We start from the raw sequence: 20,022 nt of genomic DNA on the forward strand, positions 1-20,022 counted from the left end.
CAACAATTTCATAACATGAACATAAATTACACGATCAAATTGTCGACAATCAAGTAGATTGTCGACAATTTAGACTAAGGTAGTATTTTTATTAATCGGTAGATAAGCAGTAAAACGAAGCCATAAAAGACAATAAATAGATGTGATTCATTAAGTTAAATCGTGAGCAAGCTTAAAATTCTTACCCACCCCAAATTCAATCGAAAACAATGTGTCGACAACTGACAGTCAACTGTTCAAACGCAGGTCTCTATGTGGATATGCCCCTGCTCATCCAGAAACGGATACAAAGAAGACGGCTGATGTGCTCTTCTTTTTATGTCTCTTAGCGAATAGTGGCATGAGCCACGCCTCCGTGAACTTTATGCACTTTATTCACCCAATGTTTTTTATTCTCAATATCGCCGCATTACAGACAATTCATTAACACACCGTTAACTTTAGCTTCATCTACTAAGCAATACCCTACTCATCTGTTTAGTAGCTGGAAATAAAACATAAGTTTCTCTCCATTGAAGAGATCCCCTACATAAGGAACGTGAACCATGTTCAAGGCACTGAAACCTACTCTTGCGGCTTCTATCATCGCAGCAACCTTTTCTTTTAACACTTTTGCTGCTGACGTAGAAAAAATCCACTTCCTAATCCCTGGCGGCGCTGGTGGCGGTTGGGATATGACAGCTCGTGGTACGGGTGATGTATTAGTGAAATCAGACATCGTAGAAAATGTCTCTTTCCAAAACTTGTCTGGTGGCGGCGGCGGTAAAGCCATTGCACACCTAATCGAAACAGCTCAACGCCAAGAAGACACGCTAATGGTGAACTCAACGCCTATCGTTGTTCGCTCACTAACGGGTATCTTCCCTCAATCTTTCCGAGACCTAACTCCTGTAGCAGCAACTATTGCCGACTACGGTGCAATCGTCGCGTCTGCGGATTCTAAGTACAACAGTTGGGAAGACGTCGTTAAAGAGTTTGAAGCCAACCCACGTAAAGTGAAAATTGCTGGCGGCTCTGCTCGTGGCAGCATGGATCACCTTGTTGTAGCAGCAGCATTCAAAGGCGAAGGTTTCGACGCTAAGAAAGTACGTTACATCGCCTACGATGCAGGCGGCAAAGCAATGGCGGCACTGCTTTCTGGCGAAACACAGCTGCTTTCGACAGGCCTTGGTGAAGTGCTAGAGATGTCTAAATCTGGCCAAGTGAAAGTGCTTGCTGTAACGGCACCAAAGCGTCTTGACGCTGCACCTAACATCCCAACACTGACTGAGTACGGCAACGAAACCGTATTCGCTAACTGGCGTGGTTTCTTTGCAGCACCGGGCACAAGCCAAGCGAAGATCGACGAATGGAATGTAGCGCTTGGCAAAATGTACAAAACCGATGAGTGGCAAGTGGTTCGTGACCGTAACGGTTGGATCGACAACTACAAAGCTGACAAAGATTTTTACGCCTTCCTAGAAGATCAAGAAAAACAGATGGGCGACCTAATGCGTGAGCTTGGTTTCTTGAAATAACCAACAACCATAGAGGGCCTATATGCCCTCTTACTCTTTCCTTGTTTCGCCGTGCATGAGTTAACTTCAAACTCCTTTGTTTATTTGTAGACGTATTACTAACGCTTGCCGATTCGTTGTAAACGCAAGTGGCTGATAAACCAGTACCGTAATTCGCTTACCTTTGGTTAGTGATCCCAGACATTTCATTGACTCGCTCATGTACGGCTTTTTTACTTTTATACCACCCCAAATGGAGTTGGATATGTCGGACTTACCAACCAAATTTCTGAGTAAGGAATCTTTGCTTTCGAAGGATCGCATTGGAGCCATGCTCTTTATGCTTGCGTGTTTATGCTATGGCTACCAAACCACGCTGATTCCTTTGTTCCCCGGTGACGAGTACGAACCCTTCACAGCAAGAACCTTACCTATCCTGCTAACGTTTATCGGCATTGGCCTTTCGTTGATCCTGCTTATAACCGGACAGCCGGATAAAAAAGTCACATGCGACACTACGCCGCTGAACTGGAAACTGCTGATTGGCTTCTTGGTATTAATGGCTCTGTACGGTGTTGGGCTGACTTATCTTGGCTTTGTTTTAGCAACCAGTTTCTTCCTACTTGCAGGCTTTTATCTACTGGGTGAGCGTCGCAAAGCTGTTTTATTTGGCGCGTCGTTTCCTTTCGTTATCGCGTTCTTTCTTTTATTAACTCAAGGCTTAGATATCTACCTAGAGCCTGGTTTAATCTTCACTCTTTGGTAGGGATAACATTATGTTAGACGGAATTTTACAAGGACTTTCGACCGCTGTGATGCCAATGAACATCATGATGGTAATTGTTGGCTGTTTTGTTGGTACCTTTATTGGGATGCTACCGGGACTCGGTCCAATTTCAGCAATCGCGCTGATGATCCCGATTACATACGGCCTTGACCCTTCTTCTGGTCTTATTTTGATGGCAGGTGTGTACTACGGCGCGGTATTTGGCGGTTCAACGTCATCAATATTAATCAACGCTCCAGGTTGTTCTTCAACGGTAGTAACCGCATTCGATGGCTACCCGATGGCTCAAAAAGGTCAAGCTGGTAAAGCGCTGGCACTTGCAGCCTACTCTTCTTTCACAGGCGGCACGCTTTCGGCAATCATGCTTTTGATTGCGGCTCCGGCTCTAGCTAGTGTGTCATTGAGTTTCCAGTCTTCAGACTACTTTGCATTAATGTTGTTAGGTTTATCGGCTGTAGCGGCATTTGCAGGCCCAGGTCAGGTAATCAAGGCATGGATGATGACCATTCTTGGTTTGATGTTATCTACTGTTGGTATCGACAAAGGCGTTGGTGTTGAGCGTTTCACGTTTGGCCTAACAGACCTAATGGATGGCTTTAGCTTCCTACTTCTTGCTATGGCAACATTCGCTTTAGGTGAGACTTTAATGGGTATTTTGAAACCTGAGAAAGACACCAGCGGCGAAGAAAGCCAAAAGATGGCCGATATTGGCAGCATGAAAGTGACTAAAGAAGAGTTCAAAGAAGTCGCGCCCGTTTCGATTCGTTCTTCAATTCTTGGCTTCTTCACTGGCGTGCTTCCGGGTGCTGGCGCGACTATCGCAGCTTTCTTAAGCTACGGCATGGAACGCAGCCTAGCGCCAAAAGACAAGCAGAAAGAGTTTGGTAAAGGCAGTATTCGTGGTCTTGTGGCTCCTGAATCAGCAAACAACGCAGCTTCAAGTGGTTCATTTGTACCGCTGTTAACACTCGGTATTCCGGGTTCTGGTACTACTGCAATCATGCTTGGTGCACTCATCGCTTATGGTATTCAGCCGGGTCCTCGCTTGTTCGTTGAGCATCCAGATGTATTCTGGTCGGTAATTATCTCTATGTACTTTGGCAACATCGTGCTGGTTATCTTAAACCTACCGTTGATCCCTTACATATCTAAACTGCTTGCTGTACCAAGAACGGTACTACTGCCAATGATTATTTTCTTCTCAATCACAGGCGTGTACTTGGTGTCTTTCAACACGATGGATGTGTTTGTGATGCTAATTGTGGCAATGGCGGCGATAGCGTTAAGGCTGGCCAACTTCCCGCTCGCACCGTTGCTGCTTGGATTTATCTTGGGTGGTTTGATGGAAGAGAACTTGAGACGCGCACTGATGATCAGTGATGGTGAACTCAGCTTCCTTTGGGAACGCCCAATCACCATGACATTCACTATCTTGGCGGTATTGGTTCTCTCTAGTCCGATTCTCGTTAAGCTGTTCAAGAGCTTTAGAGCAAAGCCAGTTGAAGTTTAGGCTCAGAACATCACTTACTTAAACTAAATTAAAGGAGCCTCAGGCTCCTTTTTCGCATCAGTCATTTCGAAAGACCACAGCTCTAAGATGGTAGCAAACTCACAATCAGACTCTTGAAAAAATACATATCCCTGATATTAATAATAAAATCAAGTAAGGTAATTCATCATTTAACGCATTGGATTCTAAAACTATGGATTGGTTGATTCTATTCTTGTCAGGCGTGGTTGGTGGCGTGCTTAACTCTATTGCAGGAGGAGGCAGCTTCATCACCTTTCCCGCTCTATTGTTTGCTGGCGTGCCTCCTATTGCGGCCAACGCGACCAATACCTTTGCATCCTGTGCAGGCTACATTAGTGGTGCCTACGCTCTACGCCACGAAATCCAATCAGGTACTAAGCAGCTAAAGCTGACCATTGGTTTGTGTGTAATTGGTGGTGGCATCGGAGCATTTCTACTGCTGCACACACCAGAAGCTCTGTTCACCCAATCCGTACCTTGGTTATTGCTGTTCGCCGCTCTGCTTTTTACCTTTGGTGGCACACTCAACAAATGGCTTAAGCAAGCAACAATAAAACATAAGCACGCCACCAGCGCAGGGGTATTCTTTTCCGCTTTATTGCTTTTGGTCGTGTGTATCTATGGTGGTTACTTTAACGCAGGTTTGGGGATAGTGACATTGAGCTACTTGGCTCTGGTTGGTTACACCAACATAAACGTAATGAATGGCATCAAATTGCTGGTTTCTGCGTGTGCATCGTTAGCGGCAATCGTGTTTTTCGTCATCAATGGCTCGATAGACTGGCCGTCTGGCATGGCCGTTTTGTTTGGGACATTGGTTGGTGGTTACTATTCAGCAAAAATCTCTCGCCGCATACCTCAACAATATGTTCGTACCACAGTGATCATCGCGAGCTTTTTGATCACCGCTTACTTTTTTTATGCTAACTAGACGTTCGGTTCAATAAGGCTTTCAACATGAAAGACAGACCGAAAAGACTCCACGATCTCAATACCTATTCCGCTATTTTATTGCTTATAAAACAGCCAAGCCAAAATATGTGAGGCGAGTCTTTCAATTAGCAAATTTGATAACAATTTAGACTATTTTTTAGCCTTTATTTTGCCAAAGGTGGGATAATTCTCCTGTCGAAAGTGAGACTTCATTAGGAGGCGTTATGAACATTAAACTCGGTCATGTCATGTCATCAAGTCGACTCATTTGCTTTGTCGCTTTTCTTGCTGCCACATTTGCGTGGATCCTAAAAATGCCCGCTCTGTTTTCTGTGTCAGCGCTATTCTTACTGATCAGCGCCATTGTCTATGTCGTTGACCTTTGGAAGAATCAAAGAAAGAACCGCGAAGCTTAAGGCTCAAGAACAATAAGTTTTACACGCTTGAATAAATTACACGCATTAAAAAAGGAGCACTTAGGCTCCTTTTGTATTTTATACTTATCGCATTAGCTGATTAGGCTATTTCGACGGCTTTTCTAGCGATGCCTTTTTCTTAGCGATAAGCATTACTTAACGACGTCCTTTTACTAGCGACGCCTTTCTATTAACGACGCCCTTTTGCTAGCGACGCCTTTCTATTAACGACGAAAGTTACGACCGTTGCCACCACGACGCTCTTTAAATGCAAACGCCGCTTTAGCTTGTGATGCTAGAATCGATTCAACTGTTAATTCCATTGGCTCACGAGGCTCTAACCCGTGACGGAATGTACGTGAACGCGGAGGCATCTGGTATTCGATATCTGAAGCTTTAGGCATGCGCTTGAAACGGTAAAGGTAGAAGTTTTCAACCTTCTCACGAGCCCACTCTGTTTTCTTCAAGTATTTAACGGCACTTGCTACTGTCGGCTTAGTGTTAAAGCAGTTCATGCGCATTGCTGCATCCAAAATTTCCCAACCGTAATGATCCACTAATTCAGTGATCATAGTGTCTAATTTCAAGCCATGCAGAGGGTTGTTCTGTTGCAGTTCGATTCTTTCTTCTTCAGTCATAACATTACCTTTCCCAAGGCAACTAAAGGCCTTGAATTTACTCTAGAACACCGTCATCACTGACCGCTTCTAGCTCAATCACTTGGGCATTACATCCATTGCCCTTATCTATGCCTTTATGATGGCATAAAGCATGCTCGTGATCCTATTTATCTTTTAATTTAATTTTAAAATGGTCACTTACTATCCTGATGTTGCGTGTAATACAGCCATCCCTCTCACAACGAAGGTTCTTCTCAGAGATCCAGCAAACTCGCGTAAGTTAACAAAAACCATGATAGAAACATGAAATATCCCTATTTAAACTAATGAAATTTAAATTTATTAGAACGCAGTGTTGCGAATTTACAGCACGGTGCTATGTTAGAAGTGGTATAGAAACCTACAAATAACGATATTAAACAATGATATAACTATAAATAAAGGTTGGCTTTGACCATGTTTGACTACTCCCAAATCAGCAGAGTAGCCGCCCAAGATAAAGATATTATCGCCATCGTTGATGATCTCTTTCGGCTAGCTCGCGAACATTACCCCATACTGTCTAGGCTTTCGGTCGTGCTGTGCAGTGAAAATAGAGCATCGAATTACTTTGTGTCGGACACTCTGTGCCAAGAAGCAGAACATCGCTACGTTGAGCAAGAACTTAAGCCAGAATCGGCTTTGTCTCGAATGGCAGAGTCTTTAGATACTCGAATCATCAACGACCTCACCACCATTAGCCCAACCAAACAAATATCTCACCTGCTCGATCTCGGCCATCAAAGCAGTTATACGACACCTATTCATCATCAAGAAAGTAATCTTGGGTTTGTATTTATCAATGCTTCATCAACGGGATTTTTTGCTAAGCAAACTATTCAGTGTGATATCGCCTATCTCACTCAAGTCATCTCTAGCCTTTTCGTTCAATGGTTTGAGCGCCAGCGTCACTTTCAATCCTCTTTAGCGATCGCTTTAAATATGGGTCATGCTCGAGATCCAGAAACCAAAGAACACCTAATTCGTATGGGTAAATACAGTGAACAAATTGCTCGCACTCTGTCGCACACCAAAAGAGAAATTACACACCAGTTCATTCATCGAATTCGGCTGTACGCGCCCTTTCACGACATAGGAAAATATAGAATTCCAGATAAAGTGTTATTCAGCAGCGCGCGCTTTAATGAAGAAGAAAGAGCCATCATGAACAATCACACCTTATACGGGGAAGAGATGATCAATGATGTGGTTGCCCTATCTTGCCATAGCTCTATGTGTGCTGACGAAATACAGTTCATTAAAAATATCGTGCGTCATCATCATGAACGGTTTGATGGCACAGGGTTACCCGATGCTTTGAGTAACACAGCAATACCACTCGAAGCCCGCATCGTGACATTAGCCGATGTGTTTGATGCGCTAATGAGCAAAAGAGCCTATAAGCACGCGTGGACACTCGATGAAGTGATGGAATACATTGAAGCGCACAACGGTTCAATGTTCGACCCTGAATGTGTTGAGGCTCTTAAACAGAACCTAGACGGCTTTATGGCAATTCGAGAGCAATACAACGACGAGGCTCAACCTCATATAATGACGGCTTGAGCTAGGGCTTCTTAGTTATGTCGGTCCAAGAAAAATGCGAACCAACAAAAAAGGATGCCAATTGGCATCCTTTTGTTTTCTAGTTTTCAGCTGAAAGAACGAACGTGTTCTTTACTGATTCTAACTAACGATTATACGTCGTACGTTGTAGACGCAGTGTCGCCGCCTGTACCAGTCCAGTTTGTGTGGAAGAATTCACCACGTGGACGGTCAGTACGCTCATAAGTGTGAGCACCGAAGTAGTCACGTTGAGCTTGTAGCAGGTTCGCTGGAAGACGAGCTGTAGTGTAGCCGTCTAGGAACGTTAGTGCAGAAGTCATACATGGCATTGGGATGCCAGATTCCATAGACTTAGCTGCAACTTTACGCCAAGCGCCCATGCAGTTGTCTAGGATGCCTTTGAAGTATGCATCTGAACCTAGGAAAGCGATCTCTGGGTTCGCTTCGTAAGCATCACGAATGTTGCCTAGGAATGCAGAACGGATGATACAACCGCCACGCCACATAAGAGCAACGTTACCGTAGTTTAGATCCCAGCCGTTTTCGTTCGACGCTTCACGCATTAGCATGAAACCTTGAGCGTAAGAGATGATCTTAGAAGCAAGTAGAGCCTGACGGATTGCATCAACCCACTCTTGCTTGTCGCCTTCAACTGGAGCAACAGTCTTTCCGAACAGTTTCTCAGCTTCAACACGTTGATCTTTAAGTGCAGATAGGCAACGAGAGAATACAGACTCAGTGATTAGAGTCAGTGGGATACCCATGTCTAGTGCGTTGATACCTGTCCATTTGCCTGTGCCTTTTTGGCCAGCAGTGTCTAGGATCTTCTCAACTAGCGCTTCACCGTCTTCATCTTTGTAGCCAAGGATGTCAGCAGTGATTTCTACTAGGTAGCTATCTAGCTCAGTTTTGTTCCAGTCGGCAAATACAGCCTGCATTTCGTCGTGGTTCATACCTAGGCCATCTTTCATAAACTGGTATGCTTCAGTGATAAGCTGCATGTCACCGTATTCGATGCCATTGTGAACCATCTTAACGAAGTGACCAGCACCGTCGTTACCAACCCAATCACAACAAGGCTCACCCGCGTCAGTTTTCGCAGAGATACCTTGGAAGATAGGCTTAACCGCTTCCCAAGCTTCAGGAGAACCGCCTGGCATGATAGAAGGACCGAAACGAGCGCCTTCTTCACCACCAGAAACACCCGTACCGATGAAGTGGATGCCTTTCTCACGAAGAGCAGCAACACGACGGTTAGTGTCTGGGAAGTTAGTGTTACCACCATCAATGATGATGTCGCCTTTATCTAGAAGTGGTACAAGCTTGTCGATGAACGTATCTACAACGTCACCAGCACGAACCATAAGCATCACTTTACGTGGCGCTTCTAGCTTCTCAACTAGCTCTTCTAGAGAGTAAGCACCAACAATGTTAGTACCTTTAGCTGGGCCTTCTAGGAACTCGTCTACTTTCGCAGCAGTACGGTTGTGAGCCACAACTTTGAAGCCGTGGTCGTTCATGTTTAGGATAAGGTTCTGACCCATTACTGCTAGGCCAATTACACCGATATCACCTTTCATTATTTATATCTCCTTGCGGCTATTCGCACTTATGCGATAGCACTTGCTGCATTTGAATCTAGGAACCACTCTGTTTCGCCAGTTTTAGACTGGATTTTCGCTGCCGGGTAAGGCAGTTCTGAAGCAGGAGTTGTATGAATTTCTTTAACGATCTCGACTTTACCTGCGCCAAGCACTAGGTAGCTGATTCGTTTTGCTGCTTCTAAAACTTTCGCTGTTTTAGAAACACGGATCTGACCCGACTCTGGGTGAGAAGCTAATACAGATAGGTTCTCATCTTGGTAGTCAGTTACACCCGGGAATAGTGAAGCTGTGTGGCCGTCTGCGCCAACACCGAGCAGAATCCAATCAAAAACTGGCGTGCCGTTTTCTGTTGGAATCACATCTGCCATTTCTTTTGCGAAACGTTCTGCTTCTGCTTTAGGCTCATCTTCACCACGGATGCGGTGGATGTTCTCAGCAGAAAGGTTTACTTGAGTAAACAGCAGTGTATTCGCCTCACCGAAGTTGCTTTCAGCGTCATCTGGTGCCACGCAACGTTCGTCGCCCCACCAGAAATGAAGGTTATTCCATTGAATGCCTTCTGCGTATGGCGCTTGAGCTAAAAGCTTGAAAAGCATTTTTGGCGTGCTGCCACCCGACAATGAAATGTGAACAGGTTTGCCCTGTTCGCTGTAAGCTTTCATTTCGTTTGCTAGGTTTTCAACGACCAATTCAGGCGTTGCAAAGATCTTGTGGTTGATCATAGTTCGCAGTAATCCGTATCTGTTAGGTTTTTACATGGGAAACGCCATGCGCGGCCATCACGTTGCAGAAGCTCATCGGCTTCTTGCGGGCCCCAAGTACCACAAGCATAGCCAAACAGTGCTTGAGGATCTTGCTTAAAGTCTAAGATTGGTTGAACGTACTTCCAACATGCTTCTACTGCATCGGTACGTGCAAACAGAGTCGCATCACCGTTCAGTGCATCAAGAAGAAGACGCTCATAAGCCGTTAGCATTTGAGTTTCAGGCAAGTCAGAGTAAGAGAAGTTCATTTTCACTTCTTTGGCTTTAAAGCCTGCACCTGGCTCTTTCAAACCAAAGCTCATCTGAATACCTTCATCCGGTTGGATACGGATAATCAGTTTGTTCTCTGGTGCATCTTGACCAAACACTGGGTGTGGCGTGTTCTTAAAGTGAATCACGATTTCAGTTACACGCGTTGGTAAGCGTTTACCCGTACGTACGTAGAAAGGAACCCCATTCCAACGCCAGTTGTTGATATGAGCTTTCAAGCCGATGTACGTTTCAGTACGAGAGTCATCTGCGACACCCGGTTCTTCACGGTAACCAGGCAAATGCTGACCACGAACGTCTGATGCTGTGTATTGACCTAATACTAAATCTTTACGCAGGTCGTCTTCTTCCAGTGGTTTCAGACACTGAAGTACTTTAACCACTTCATCACGGATAGAATCAGCGTTAATTTGAGCTGGTGGCTCCATGCCAACCATTGCTAGAACTTGCAGCAGGTGGTTTTGGAACATGTCACGAACTGCGCCAGAACCGTCGTAGTATCCGCCACGCTCTTCAACGCCAAGGAACTCTGCACCTGTGATTTCAACGTATTCAATGAAGTTACGGTTCCACAGTGGTTCAAACATCGCGTTTGAGAAACGAAGCACTAGAAGGTTTTGTACCGTCTCTTTACCAAGGTAATGGTCGATTCGGTAGATCTGGTGTTCTTGGAAGTGATGATGGATCTCTTCGTCTAACGCTTGAGCTGATGCTAGATCGTAACCAAATGGCTTCTCGATGATCAGACGACGCCAGCCGTTCTTTTCATCGTTCAGGCCATGTGCAGCAAGGTTTGCTGGAATCACACCGTATAGGCTTGGCGGGGTTGCCAAGTAGAACAATGTGTTGTGGTTTTCGAATTGGTAGTCTTGCTCAAGCTTGTCTAGACGTTGTGCTAGACGAGCGTAATCGTCTACATCTGAAGTGTTGATCGCTTGATAATGCAGATGTTCAATAAATGCATTCAGCGTCTCTGGCTCAGTTTTTTCCATTTCCTGAAGAGACTTCTTCAGCTTCTCACGGTAAGACTCGTCGCTGTACTCAGTACGGCTCACTCCAAGAATCGCAAAGGATTCTGGTAGTTGATTGCTAGCATACAGGTGGTACAAAGCAGGAATTAACTTGCGGTAAGTTAGATCTCCCGACGCACCAAAAATAACGATGCTGCTGTTTTCAGGTATTACCATCATCTTTCCTATAAAAACAAGGTTTTTAGTATTCGCCAAAGGTATCAGCGACATACGAAAATAGATAATAGGTCTTGGCTATTACATCAATAGCGAGTGCCTATTACACTTGAGAATGCGTTTGGTAAACGAGGGTGAAAGCTATCACCTCTATTCGGGACAGTATTGTCTATGAGTATTTGATTTACATCAACCACTGTGAAAGCAATCGATTAAATATTGACTGATTTCGAACAAATTATAATCGATAACTCAGCTGTTTTATCCGGTAGAAGAAGCAAATCGGCATTCTCAAACATTGTAGTCAAGAAAGAACGGTATCTGGTCGGTGGAGTGAGCAATAAGAAAGGGAGAAAAAACCAAAACCAGCTTACTCAACTGGCTTTATATTTATTTGATAGCATCGCGTTTATCTTTGTGATTTGTTGTCGCTAAATCTATCTTCTAGCTTTGTTGTAGCAGCGTTCTGGGCGACCTACTGACCCGTAATTTAAATCAGCCACTAACTCGCCAGTCGTGATTAGAAATTCCAAATAGCGTCGAGCGGTGGTTCGGCTGGCTCCAATACGTTCACCGGCTTCATCTGCGGTAATATCAGCAATGTCGGCTTGTTGAAAAATGGCTCTAATTTTGTCCAGCGTTACGCCATCAATTCCTTTGGGTAATGTTGACACTTTTCCCGAGTCTGCTTTCGCGTTGGCTTGCAGCATCATATCCACCAATCCTTGGTTCAAATCAGAAACACTTTCAAACTCTTGCTGTTGCGATTGGTACTTTTTCAGCGCCGCTTCTAAGCGAGGGAACATCACAGGTTTCAGCAAATAGTCCACGACTCCACCACGCATCGCTTGTTGCAAGGTGTCGACGTCGCGTGCTGCGGTAATCAAAATCACATCACAGCCCTGATTACTGCCGCGAACGTGGTTCAAAATATCGAGCCCACATCCATCCGGCAGATACACATCCAATAAAACCAAGTCAGGCTTTAATATGTCTAATTGCATGAGTGCTTCAGACTGTGTGGTGGCAATTCCGACCACGTCAAAGCCACCCATCTGTTCTAAATAACGATGGTGTAGCTCTGCAATCGCAATATCATCTTCAATGACCATGACTCTCGTGATGGCGTTCATTTATGTTCTTCCTTTAACCATGTTTTTTCCTTCACGATGATCTTCACGAGATCGCTTCGTGCTTAATTATTATTGTTCTTCTTTCGGTAGATACACCGTCATACGTGACCCAAAATCAGGGTTATCAATCATTTCTAGTTGCCCTTGATAACGATCGGCAAGTTGCTTTATCAGATACAATCCAACACCGCGATTTTGTTTCGCTTTGCTCGATACACCTTTTTCCGTGAGGGCATTCGTCGCGAGGTGCTTTGGCAACCCGCACCCTTTGTCTTCTACTTCAATGATGATTTCATTACCAAAATCACTGATTGAAACTTCAATAGCTCGACGCATTGGAGCAATTTGCCCCTCTTGCTTAATCGCCGTCATAGTGGCATCAAAGGCATTATCAATCAGATTACCAAGAATGGTGACAACGTCATCCGCGTTCAGCCAGCTAGGCAGCGCTTCGAGTCTTGAGCCTTCTTCGACTTTAAGCTCTAAACCAATTTCTCTTGCACGTTCCGTTTTCCCGAGGAGCATACCTGCGATGAGCGGGTCTTTAATGGTTTCACGCAAGAACTCGATCAGACTTTGGTAGTGCGCCGTTTCTTGACCAATCAACTGTTGAACAGAGTCCAGCTCGCCCATTTGAATCAAGCCACTGATCGTATTGAGCTTATTTTGATGTTCATGCGTTTGCGAACGAAGTAAGTCTGCGTACTCTTTTGTTTGAGAAAGTTGATCGGTTAAATCGTTGATTTCATCTCGCAATCGGAAACTGGATACCGCACCCACCACTTCACCCGCCACAATAATTGGGCTGCGGTTGGCAACAATTCGCTTATTGTTCAGGTACAGCTCAACATCGTGGTCGGTGTCACCAGTGGATAACAGTTGCTCCAAGTCACTGCCGGCCAATACATCAGAAAGGCGCTGTTGGTTGAGTGCAGACTCCCTATCAATAGACAAGATATCGCAGGCACTCTTATTAATAGAACGCAAAATACCGTGCTTATCGATACTTAAAATGCCCTCTTTCACGGTACTCATAGTCACATCAAGTTCTACATATAAGCGGCCAATTTCTTCTGGCTCAAAACCCAGAATAGCGCGTTGAAAACGACGAGACACATAGCTTGAAATCACCGCATTAACCGCAACCACCAGCAAGGCCATCACAATCAAAAAGGCTAAATAAGGTTCAATTCGATCTTGTAAAGAATCTAAGAGGTAACCAACCGACACCACACCAATCACATTACCATCTTGATCTTTGACGGCAGATTTACCACGGACGGAGAAGCCAAGCGAACCTTTGGCCGTCGACACATAAGACTCACCCAACACCAAAGCCTTTTGGTTGTCACCACCACGCATTGGTTTACCGAGCCTGTCATCATAAGGGTGAATCAGGCGAATACCTTTGTCATCTCCCACAACGACAAACGCCGCGCCAATGAGCTGGGCAAGGTTTCGAAATTTAACTTGAGTTTCTTCTGACAAAGTGTAGGCAACGCCGTTAGGGTCTATCGCTCCATTTTCTCGAATAATGCTGGTGACAAGTGGCGATTCAGATAGAAATTCAGCAACACCTAACGCTTTCAAACCCATCTCTTGCTCTTGAGATTGTTTGATGTAATAAAAACCAGCCGCTGAAAGTATCAAAAGTTCAACAAGGCCAGTGACCGTCATGATAATCAGTAACCTTTTTCGGAAACTGATACTGCTCCATTTCATATTCCACCGTCCCTAGTGTTAGATGAGCAATGTTAACACCAAGTTAATGGGATGACCTTTATAGGTGAGTGAATTTGTGACTGTTACTCAACTAAATAATTGATCAAATTATCAATTGATAATCCCTGACGAGACTTAGCCCCTCTCAATCGTTCGCTTTTAGAACGAATTAGCTTAAAAACCAAAATAAGCGAATAAATATTGAGCTAGATCACTAAGCTTTTAGGTGTTTTTTAGGTTGTTCAAAATAAATACAATTATAATGGTTGCATATGAAGAAGTTTATTGTTGCCAAGTCAGAAGTCATGATTTTGAGACCGCGCTTTAAATCAAAATCTTGATTAACAAAAAAGCAACAACCCTTCATTCACTGGACGTATCTATAACTAAAAGTTGCACGCTCGTCGTTACGATTGTTGAACAAACAGGTTACCTACCTGACCTCATTCACACATCTCTATTTACGCGACAGGCCAGTAGACAACTCAGAGGTGACTGATAAATCAGCGCCCAATAATAAAACATTGATGAGCAGGAAGTGGAGATCAGTGGCAACGTCCGATAGAAACAGGATAAAAAACATAACGTACAAACATTGTTGAAAAGGAAACCAGGCAATGAAACGCGATAACTTTGGAATTTGTCTTACTAAGACTATGCTGTTCAAACACTTACAATCGACTTTTACTCATGTAAGAGCCTACGAGAAAGACGGAACCTCTCCTCTTGATCTCAAGGTATTGTTAGCGTTCCCGCAAATGTCAGGTAGAGATTTATTACAAACAATGCAAGGATCAAGACAATTAGTGTGGCGCGCCGATCACCATTGTCCTAGCTTTAAATAAGCCACTTCATTTTGTAAGAACACTTCTATACTGAACTTAAAGAGCACGCTTTGTCGTGCTCTTTTCGTTTCAGTGATCTTTGTAGCCCACATCACGTACTTTATTACGTTAACTTAACGAGTTATGAGAGTTTCTAATCATGTGAGACAATCATCTCAAGACAAATGACTATCGCCCTGTTAGCATTAGAGCTAATACTCTAAATGGTATTTAATGCAGATGACCAAACCAAAATTCCGATACCTTGCGCTCGCCAGTATGCTTCTCGGCACATTTGCTTCGCCAGTTTTCTCTGCCCCGCTCACTTTTTCTGAAGCGTGGCAAATATTGCAAGAGAACAACAACTCACTTGCGGCTCAACAAGCCAACGTTGAACGTTATCAACATCTTCAGAATTCAACAAGTAGCCTCAATCTTCCATCTATTACACTAGGGGCTAACTATACGCACCTTGATAGTGATGTGACGATCAATGGTGAACAGTTCAAAAATAGCTTAAGTGGCGTGCCAAATTTAGGTGCAGTTGGAGGTATTCTTCAACCCATATTAAGTGGGCTTGGCGGTGTTACCTCAACCATCACCGAGCAAGACATCTTCAGCTCTTCCATCCGTGCTATTTGGCCTATCTTTACAGGCGGACGAATTACCGCTGCGCAAACTGCAGCTGAAGGTAAAAGTGAAGAAGCTCAAAGCCAACTGTTGATGGAGAAGCAAGCGCGCTACGAAGACTTAAGTAAATATTACTTCTCGGTGATCTTAGCGGAAGACGTTGTAAAAACACGTCAAGCCGTTGAAGCTGGCTTAACTCAGCATCGTGATTTCGCCATCAAGCTTGAACAACAAGGACAAATCGCACGAGTAGAACGCCTGCAGGCGGATGCTTCTTTAGATAAAGCCGTTGTTGAACGCACCAAAGCGCAGAACGACCTTAAGATTGCTCAGTTAGCACTGACTCAGATCCTTGGCCAGAGCCAAAGTGTCGAGCCTTCAGAACAACTGTTTATCAATAAGAACCTGCCTCATATGGACGTGTTCATTGACCAAACTCTCATGACCTACCCTGGCCTTAAGATTCTTGATGCAAAAGAGAAACAAGCGAGCAGCTTAATCAAGGCAGAGAAAGGTAAATACTACCCAGAAGTGTATCTTTACGGTGACTATAGCCTGTATGAAGATGACTCTCTCGCCAGCGAAATGAAACCCGATTGGTTAGTGGGTATTGGTGTGAATGTGCCGCTACTTGATACGTCTGGCCGTTCAGACAAAGTCGCTGCCGCTCATAGCGCCGTGTCTCAAGTTCAGTTCCTTAAGTCGCAAGCCAAGCAAGACTTAACCGTTTTGGTACAAAAGACCTATCTTGAAGCGAACCAAGCCATTGAAGAAGTTCAAGGCCTCAACTCAAGCCTGTCTTTGGCTCAGGAAAACCTCTTACTTCGTAAAAAAGCCTTCACTCAAGGGTTATCCAATTCATTAGAAGTGGTTGATGCTGAGCTTTATCTTGCAAGCATTAAAACCCAGCAATCTGCTGCTCGATTCAAATACCTAATTTCTCTTAATAAGCTGTTAGCACTCACCAGTGAAATGAATGCTTATTCAAGTTACTTAACGTCTTCTGTCCCGTCTGACTTTGATTCAAAAGCAGACACCGCTAGCCAGTCAAAAGGATAATTCATGAAACCTATTAAGCCATTTATTCTCTCTCTGGTTGGTATCGGCATTATTGGCTGGGTTGGGTACAGCTTTTACCAAGCGTACCAACCACAGCCTGTTAAGCTTCAAGGTCAAATAGATGCGCAGCAATACAGCATCTCATCGAAAGTACCCGGCAGAATTGATGAAATATTCGTGCGTAAAGGCGATTCGGTTGAAAAAGGCGAATTGATCTTTTCTCTTCTTAGCCCTGAGATTGATGCGAAGCTAGAACAAGCAAAGGCAGGTCAAAAAGCCGCTGGCGCATTAGCACAACAAGCAGAGAATGGCGCGCGTACTCAACAGATCCAAGCGGCTAAAGACCAATGGTTAAAAGCAAAAGCAGCAGCCGATCTTATGGACAAAACTTACCAACGTGTAAACAACCTTTACAACGATGGTGTGGTTGCCGAGCAAAAGCGTGATGAAGCCAAAACTCAGTGGCAAGCGGCGAAGTACACCGAAAGCGCTGCGTTCCAGATGTATCAATTAGCGCAAGAAGGTGCTCGTGACGAAACCAAAGTGGCAGCCGCTCAAAAAGCGGTAATGGCAGCTGGTGCGGTGGCAGAAGTTGAAGCTTACGCAAAAGACACACAGATCCACAGCTGGTTTAATGGCGAAGTATCTCAGGTTCTATTGAGCAGCGGTGAACTCGCACCACAAGGCTTCCCTGTTGTGACTGTCATCGACACCAAAGATGCTTGGGCCGTGCTCAATGTGCGTGAAGATATGCTTAAGCATTTCGAGAAAGGCAGCCAGTTTGAGGCATACCTACCGGCTCTGGATAAATCATTAACTTTCCAAGTTACCCACATCGCCGTAATGGGTGATTTCGCAACTTGGCGTTCAACAGACGCAGCACAGGGCTTCGACTTACGTACTTTTGAAGTAGAAGCGCACCCTGTCGATACCGACGAAACACTGCGCATGGGCATGAGCCTAGTGGTTGAGCTTTAGGTGGCTTATGTCTGCTAACTTTCGATCTATAAGCTCGCAATCTACAGCCTCGCAATCAACTGATCATCATAGAGCGAAGAATACCTTGCTTAGGCAGTGGGCTATTGTCCGCCAAGACAAATGGTTGTTGTCTTGCCTAACTTGGATACCTTTACTTCTTGCTGCCAGTATTTGGCTGATTTTTTCGCAAGGGATCGCGCGTGACTTACCGGTTGCGGTTGTTGACTTGGAACACAGTCAAATATCGCAACAGTTCACGCGCCTTGTTGATGCGTCACCAACTTTGCAAGTCACTCAGAAATACAGCTCGGCGAGTGAAGCGGCGAAAGCGATGATTGAGCGAGATATCTACGGTTACGTTGTGATACCAAAACACTTCGACCGTGATCTCTACCTAGGCTTAAACCCGCAAGTGTCTGTGTTCTACAACAGTCAATTCATCTTGATAGGTAAACTGGTCAACTCTGCTCTGCTGCAAGCTCAAGGGACTTTTAACGCTCAGCTTGAAGTCGTTAAACAGCTGTCACACGGTGATACCACTGTCCAATCGGCATTAGGCCAAGCAGTCACAGTACAAAGTCAGATCACGCCATTGTTTAACAAGAACACCAGCTATGCACAGTTCTTGGTGTCTGCTGTTATTCCTGCTCTATGGCAGATCATGATTGTGGTGGGCACGATATTGATTTTGACGGCGAACGTTAGAGCTCGAGGCCTTCATGCTTGGTTATCCAACGCCCCTATGAAGTCACTAACATCAACATTAACGCCTTACCTTGTCTTGTTTTTGATGTTTGGTATCGCGTTTAGCTTTTGGTTCTATGTCCTCTTAGACTGGCCGTTTAACGGAAGCTTTATGGCATTGACTATTGCCCAGCTGCTTACCGTCATCAGTTGTATCATAATGGGTTGTTTGTTTTTCTTCTTAACACTGGACCCAGCAAGGGCGATGAGTTTCGCCGGCGCGTTTACGGCACCAAGTTTTGCGTTCATGGGTATTACCTTTCCGGTGACAGACATGAACACGGCAGCTCAAATTTGGAGAAGCTTATTACCAGTCAGCCACTACATCGAAGTACAAACGGCACAGTCTAGTTATGGCGTGAGCGCGTCACAATCACTGATCAGTCTCTCCTCTATGTTGTGGTATGCGGTTCCTGCGTTGGTGGTTATGTTGTTAATTAAAAAGCATCTAGCGCAAGCATCACTCTCAGCTAAAACTAAAAAAGAAGTAAAACAAGGGGTAAAACAATGAGCTTTACTCAACTGCTCAAGCAAGAACTCTTAGCAGTACTTCGTAACCCTGTCGTATTGCTCACCGTGTTTGGTGGCGTGGTCTTCTACTCATTCTTATATCCATTGCCTTACGCGAACCAAGTTCCTCAACAGCTAAAAGCCTCCGTTGTAAATTTAGATAAAAGCCAAAGCAGCTACCAGTTAGAAAGAATGGTAGATGCCACATCTCAAATTGAGTTGGTACGCCGCGACTCCACAATCGCCGATGCTAAACAAGCTGTTCTTAATCAAGAGATTGGTGGGTTCCTCGTCATTCCAGAAAACTTCTATAAAGACCTGCTGCTCGGTAAAAGCCCGACGCTTTCTTACGCTGGCGATGCTTCTTACTTCTTAGTCTACGGAACCATTGTTGAAGGGCTCGCTAAGGCCGGAGGCACGTTAGCTGCGCAAGTTAAGGTAAGCCACTTGTTAGTAGAAGGAGTACCTTTAGAGTCGGCAGCCAAAGGCTACAGCGCGTTTAGCTTAAACCTAAAACCAACATTTAATAGCCGCATGGGATACATTGATTACGTGGTACCAGCCGTTTTTGTGCTGATCCTGCAACAAACCTTAGCCATGGCTTCAGGTTTAGTTAGTGCAACCCAAAACGCGCAATCAACGTTTGGCTATTGGAGTCAAACCTCTCCAGCGAAATTGATTCTTGCTCGTTGTTGTACCTTAGTCTGCATCTATTACTTGTTGTCGATGTATTACTTCGGCGCGAGCTTTTCGATGTATGGAATAAATCTGCTCGCCTCAACCACACAGATCTTGACCTTGCTGCTGCCCTTCTTATTGGCCAGTTGTTTAATCGGGATTCTTATCGGTGAGTTGGTGCCAAGAAGAGAATTAGTCACGGTTGTGGTGTTAATCAGTTCAATGCCGCTTATCTTCTCTTCAGGTTTTATCTGGCCAGTTGAGATGATGCCTGAATGGTTAGTACTGCTATCACAGTTATTCCCGAGCACACCAGCAATCCAAGGTTTCTTAGCGCTTAATCAAATGGGTGCATCTTGGCAAGAAGTAGCCCCTCAATGGACGCTGTTGTGGGGGCAAGTTCTACTATGGGGATCGTTACTCGCACTTAAGCTTTACCACAAGTCGAGTAAACGTATCATCGGAGCTGTATAACTCTAGTATTTAAACGCCAGAGCTAAAATCTATCATTGCTAAATAATACCAATCACA

At 44.6% G+C, this 20,022-nt stretch carries 17 protein-coding genes; 11 read left to right on the forward strand and 6 right to left on the reverse strand.

Features of this window, described 5'->3' with window-relative positions; translation table 11 throughout:
* The first annotated feature begins 545 nt into the window (after nt 1-545).
* The 5 genes from OCV44_RS07950 to OCV44_RS07970 all read left to right on the forward strand — a co-directional run bounded on the left by OCV44_RS07950 (nt 546) and on the right by OCV44_RS07970 (nt 5,163).
* Entirely contained in the window at nt 546-1,517 is a 972-nt protein-coding gene (locus tag OCV44_RS07950; protein ID WP_139685647.1) for a tripartite tricarboxylate transporter substrate binding protein, read from the forward strand.
* Nucleotides 1,518-1,761: 244 nt separating this feature from the next.
* A complete protein-coding gene (locus tag OCV44_RS07955) occupies nt 1,762-2,262 on the forward strand; it encodes a tripartite tricarboxylate transporter TctB family protein (RefSeq protein WP_004733594.1) in 501 nt (166 codons plus the stop codon).
* Nucleotides 2,263-2,272: 10 nt separating this feature from the next.
* On the forward strand, nt 2,273-3,793 hold the full coding sequence (locus OCV44_RS07960) for a tripartite tricarboxylate transporter permease (RefSeq protein ID WP_009846586.1): 1,521 nt from the start codon (nt 2,273-2,275) through the stop codon (nt 3,791-3,793).
* A gap of 193 nt (nt 3,794-3,986) precedes the next feature.
* Nucleotides 3,987-4,745, forward strand: coding sequence for a sulfite exporter TauE/SafE family protein (locus OCV44_RS07965; RefSeq protein WP_139685646.1), 759 nt, complete (start codon nt 3,987-3,989; stop codon nt 4,743-4,745).
* Nucleotides 4,746-4,971: 226 nt separating this feature from the next.
* Nucleotides 4,972-5,163, forward strand: coding sequence for a hypothetical protein (locus OCV44_RS07970; protein ID WP_004733590.1), 192 nt, complete (start codon nt 4,972-4,974; stop codon nt 5,161-5,163).
* Nucleotides 5,164-5,387: 224 nt separating this feature from the next.
* On the opposite strand, the gene OCV44_RS07975 is transcribed toward OCV44_RS07970, so the two are convergent.
* Entirely contained in the window at nt 5,388-5,801 is a 414-nt protein-coding gene (locus OCV44_RS07975) for a VF530 family protein (RefSeq protein ID WP_139685645.1), read from the reverse strand.
* Between the two features lie 426 nt (nt 5,802-6,227).
* Between OCV44_RS07975 and OCV44_RS07980 the strand changes: the two genes are divergently transcribed.
* Nucleotides 6,228-7,388, forward strand: coding sequence for an HD-GYP domain-containing protein (locus OCV44_RS07980; RefSeq protein WP_139685644.1), 1,161 nt, complete (start codon nt 6,228-6,230; stop codon nt 7,386-7,388).
* Nucleotides 7,389-7,519: 131 nt separating this feature from the next.
* Here the strand turns inward: OCV44_RS07980 and gnd are convergent, their stop codons facing one another.
* The 5 genes from gnd to OCV44_RS08005 all read right to left on the reverse strand — a co-directional run bounded on the left by gnd (nt 7,520) and on the right by OCV44_RS08005 (nt 14,068).
* Complete coding sequence (gene gnd / locus OCV44_RS07985; RefSeq protein ID WP_004733587.1) at nt 7,520-8,968, reverse strand: decarboxylating NADP(+)-dependent phosphogluconate dehydrogenase; 1,449 nt, start codon at nt 8,966-8,968, stop codon at nt 7,520-7,522.
* Nucleotides 8,969-8,997: 29 nt separating this feature from the next.
* A complete protein-coding gene (pgl, locus tag OCV44_RS07990; RefSeq protein WP_139685643.1) occupies nt 8,998-9,714 on the reverse strand; it encodes a 6-phosphogluconolactonase in 717 nt (238 codons plus the stop codon).
* Entirely contained in the window at nt 9,711-11,213 is a 1,503-nt protein-coding gene (zwf, locus tag OCV44_RS07995) for a glucose-6-phosphate dehydrogenase (protein WP_029226035.1), read from the reverse strand. Before zwf ends, pgl begins: the two co-directional genes overlap by 4 nt.
* A gap of 437 nt (nt 11,214-11,650) precedes the next feature.
* Nucleotides 11,651-12,346, reverse strand: a complete 696-nt coding sequence (locus OCV44_RS08000; RefSeq protein ID WP_139685642.1) for a response regulator — start codon at nt 12,344-12,346, stop codon at nt 11,651-11,653.
* Between the two features lie 69 nt (nt 12,347-12,415).
* Nucleotides 12,416-14,068, reverse strand: coding sequence for an ATP-binding protein (locus tag OCV44_RS08005; RefSeq protein ID WP_139685641.1), 1,653 nt, complete (start codon nt 14,066-14,068; stop codon nt 12,416-12,418).
* 617 nt (nt 14,069-14,685) lie between these two features.
* Here OCV44_RS08005 and OCV44_RS08010 point away from each other — a divergent pair.
* The 5 genes from OCV44_RS08010 to OCV44_RS08030 all read left to right on the forward strand — a co-directional run bounded on the left by OCV44_RS08010 (nt 14,686) and on the right by OCV44_RS08030 (nt 19,965).
* Entirely contained in the window at nt 14,686-14,913 is a 228-nt protein-coding gene (locus OCV44_RS08010; RefSeq protein ID WP_009846577.1) for a hypothetical protein, read from the forward strand.
* Nucleotides 14,914-15,126: 213 nt separating this feature from the next.
* Nucleotides 15,127-16,581, forward strand: a complete 1,455-nt coding sequence (locus OCV44_RS08015) for a TolC family protein (protein WP_139685640.1) — start codon at nt 15,127-15,129, stop codon at nt 16,579-16,581.
* Nucleotides 16,582-16,584: 3 nt separating this feature from the next.
* Nucleotides 16,585-17,559, forward strand: coding sequence for an HlyD family secretion protein (locus OCV44_RS08020; protein WP_139685639.1), 975 nt, complete (start codon nt 16,585-16,587; stop codon nt 17,557-17,559).
* A 7-nt stretch (nt 17,560-17,566) separates the two neighbouring features.
* A complete protein-coding gene (locus OCV44_RS08025) occupies nt 17,567-18,814 on the forward strand; it encodes an ABC transporter permease (RefSeq protein ID WP_139685638.1) in 1,248 nt (415 codons plus the stop codon).
* Complete coding sequence (locus OCV44_RS08030) at nt 18,811-19,965, forward strand: ABC transporter permease (protein WP_139685637.1); 1,155 nt, start codon at nt 18,811-18,813, stop codon at nt 19,963-19,965. The genes OCV44_RS08025 and OCV44_RS08030 overlap by 4 nt, the downstream gene beginning before the upstream one ends.
* The last annotated feature ends 57 nt before the right edge of the window (nt 19,966-20,022 follow it).

The organism is Vibrio tasmaniensis, from assembly GCF_024347635.1.
GTDB lineage: Bacteria > Pseudomonadota > Gammaproteobacteria > Enterobacterales > Vibrionaceae > Vibrio > Vibrio tasmaniensis.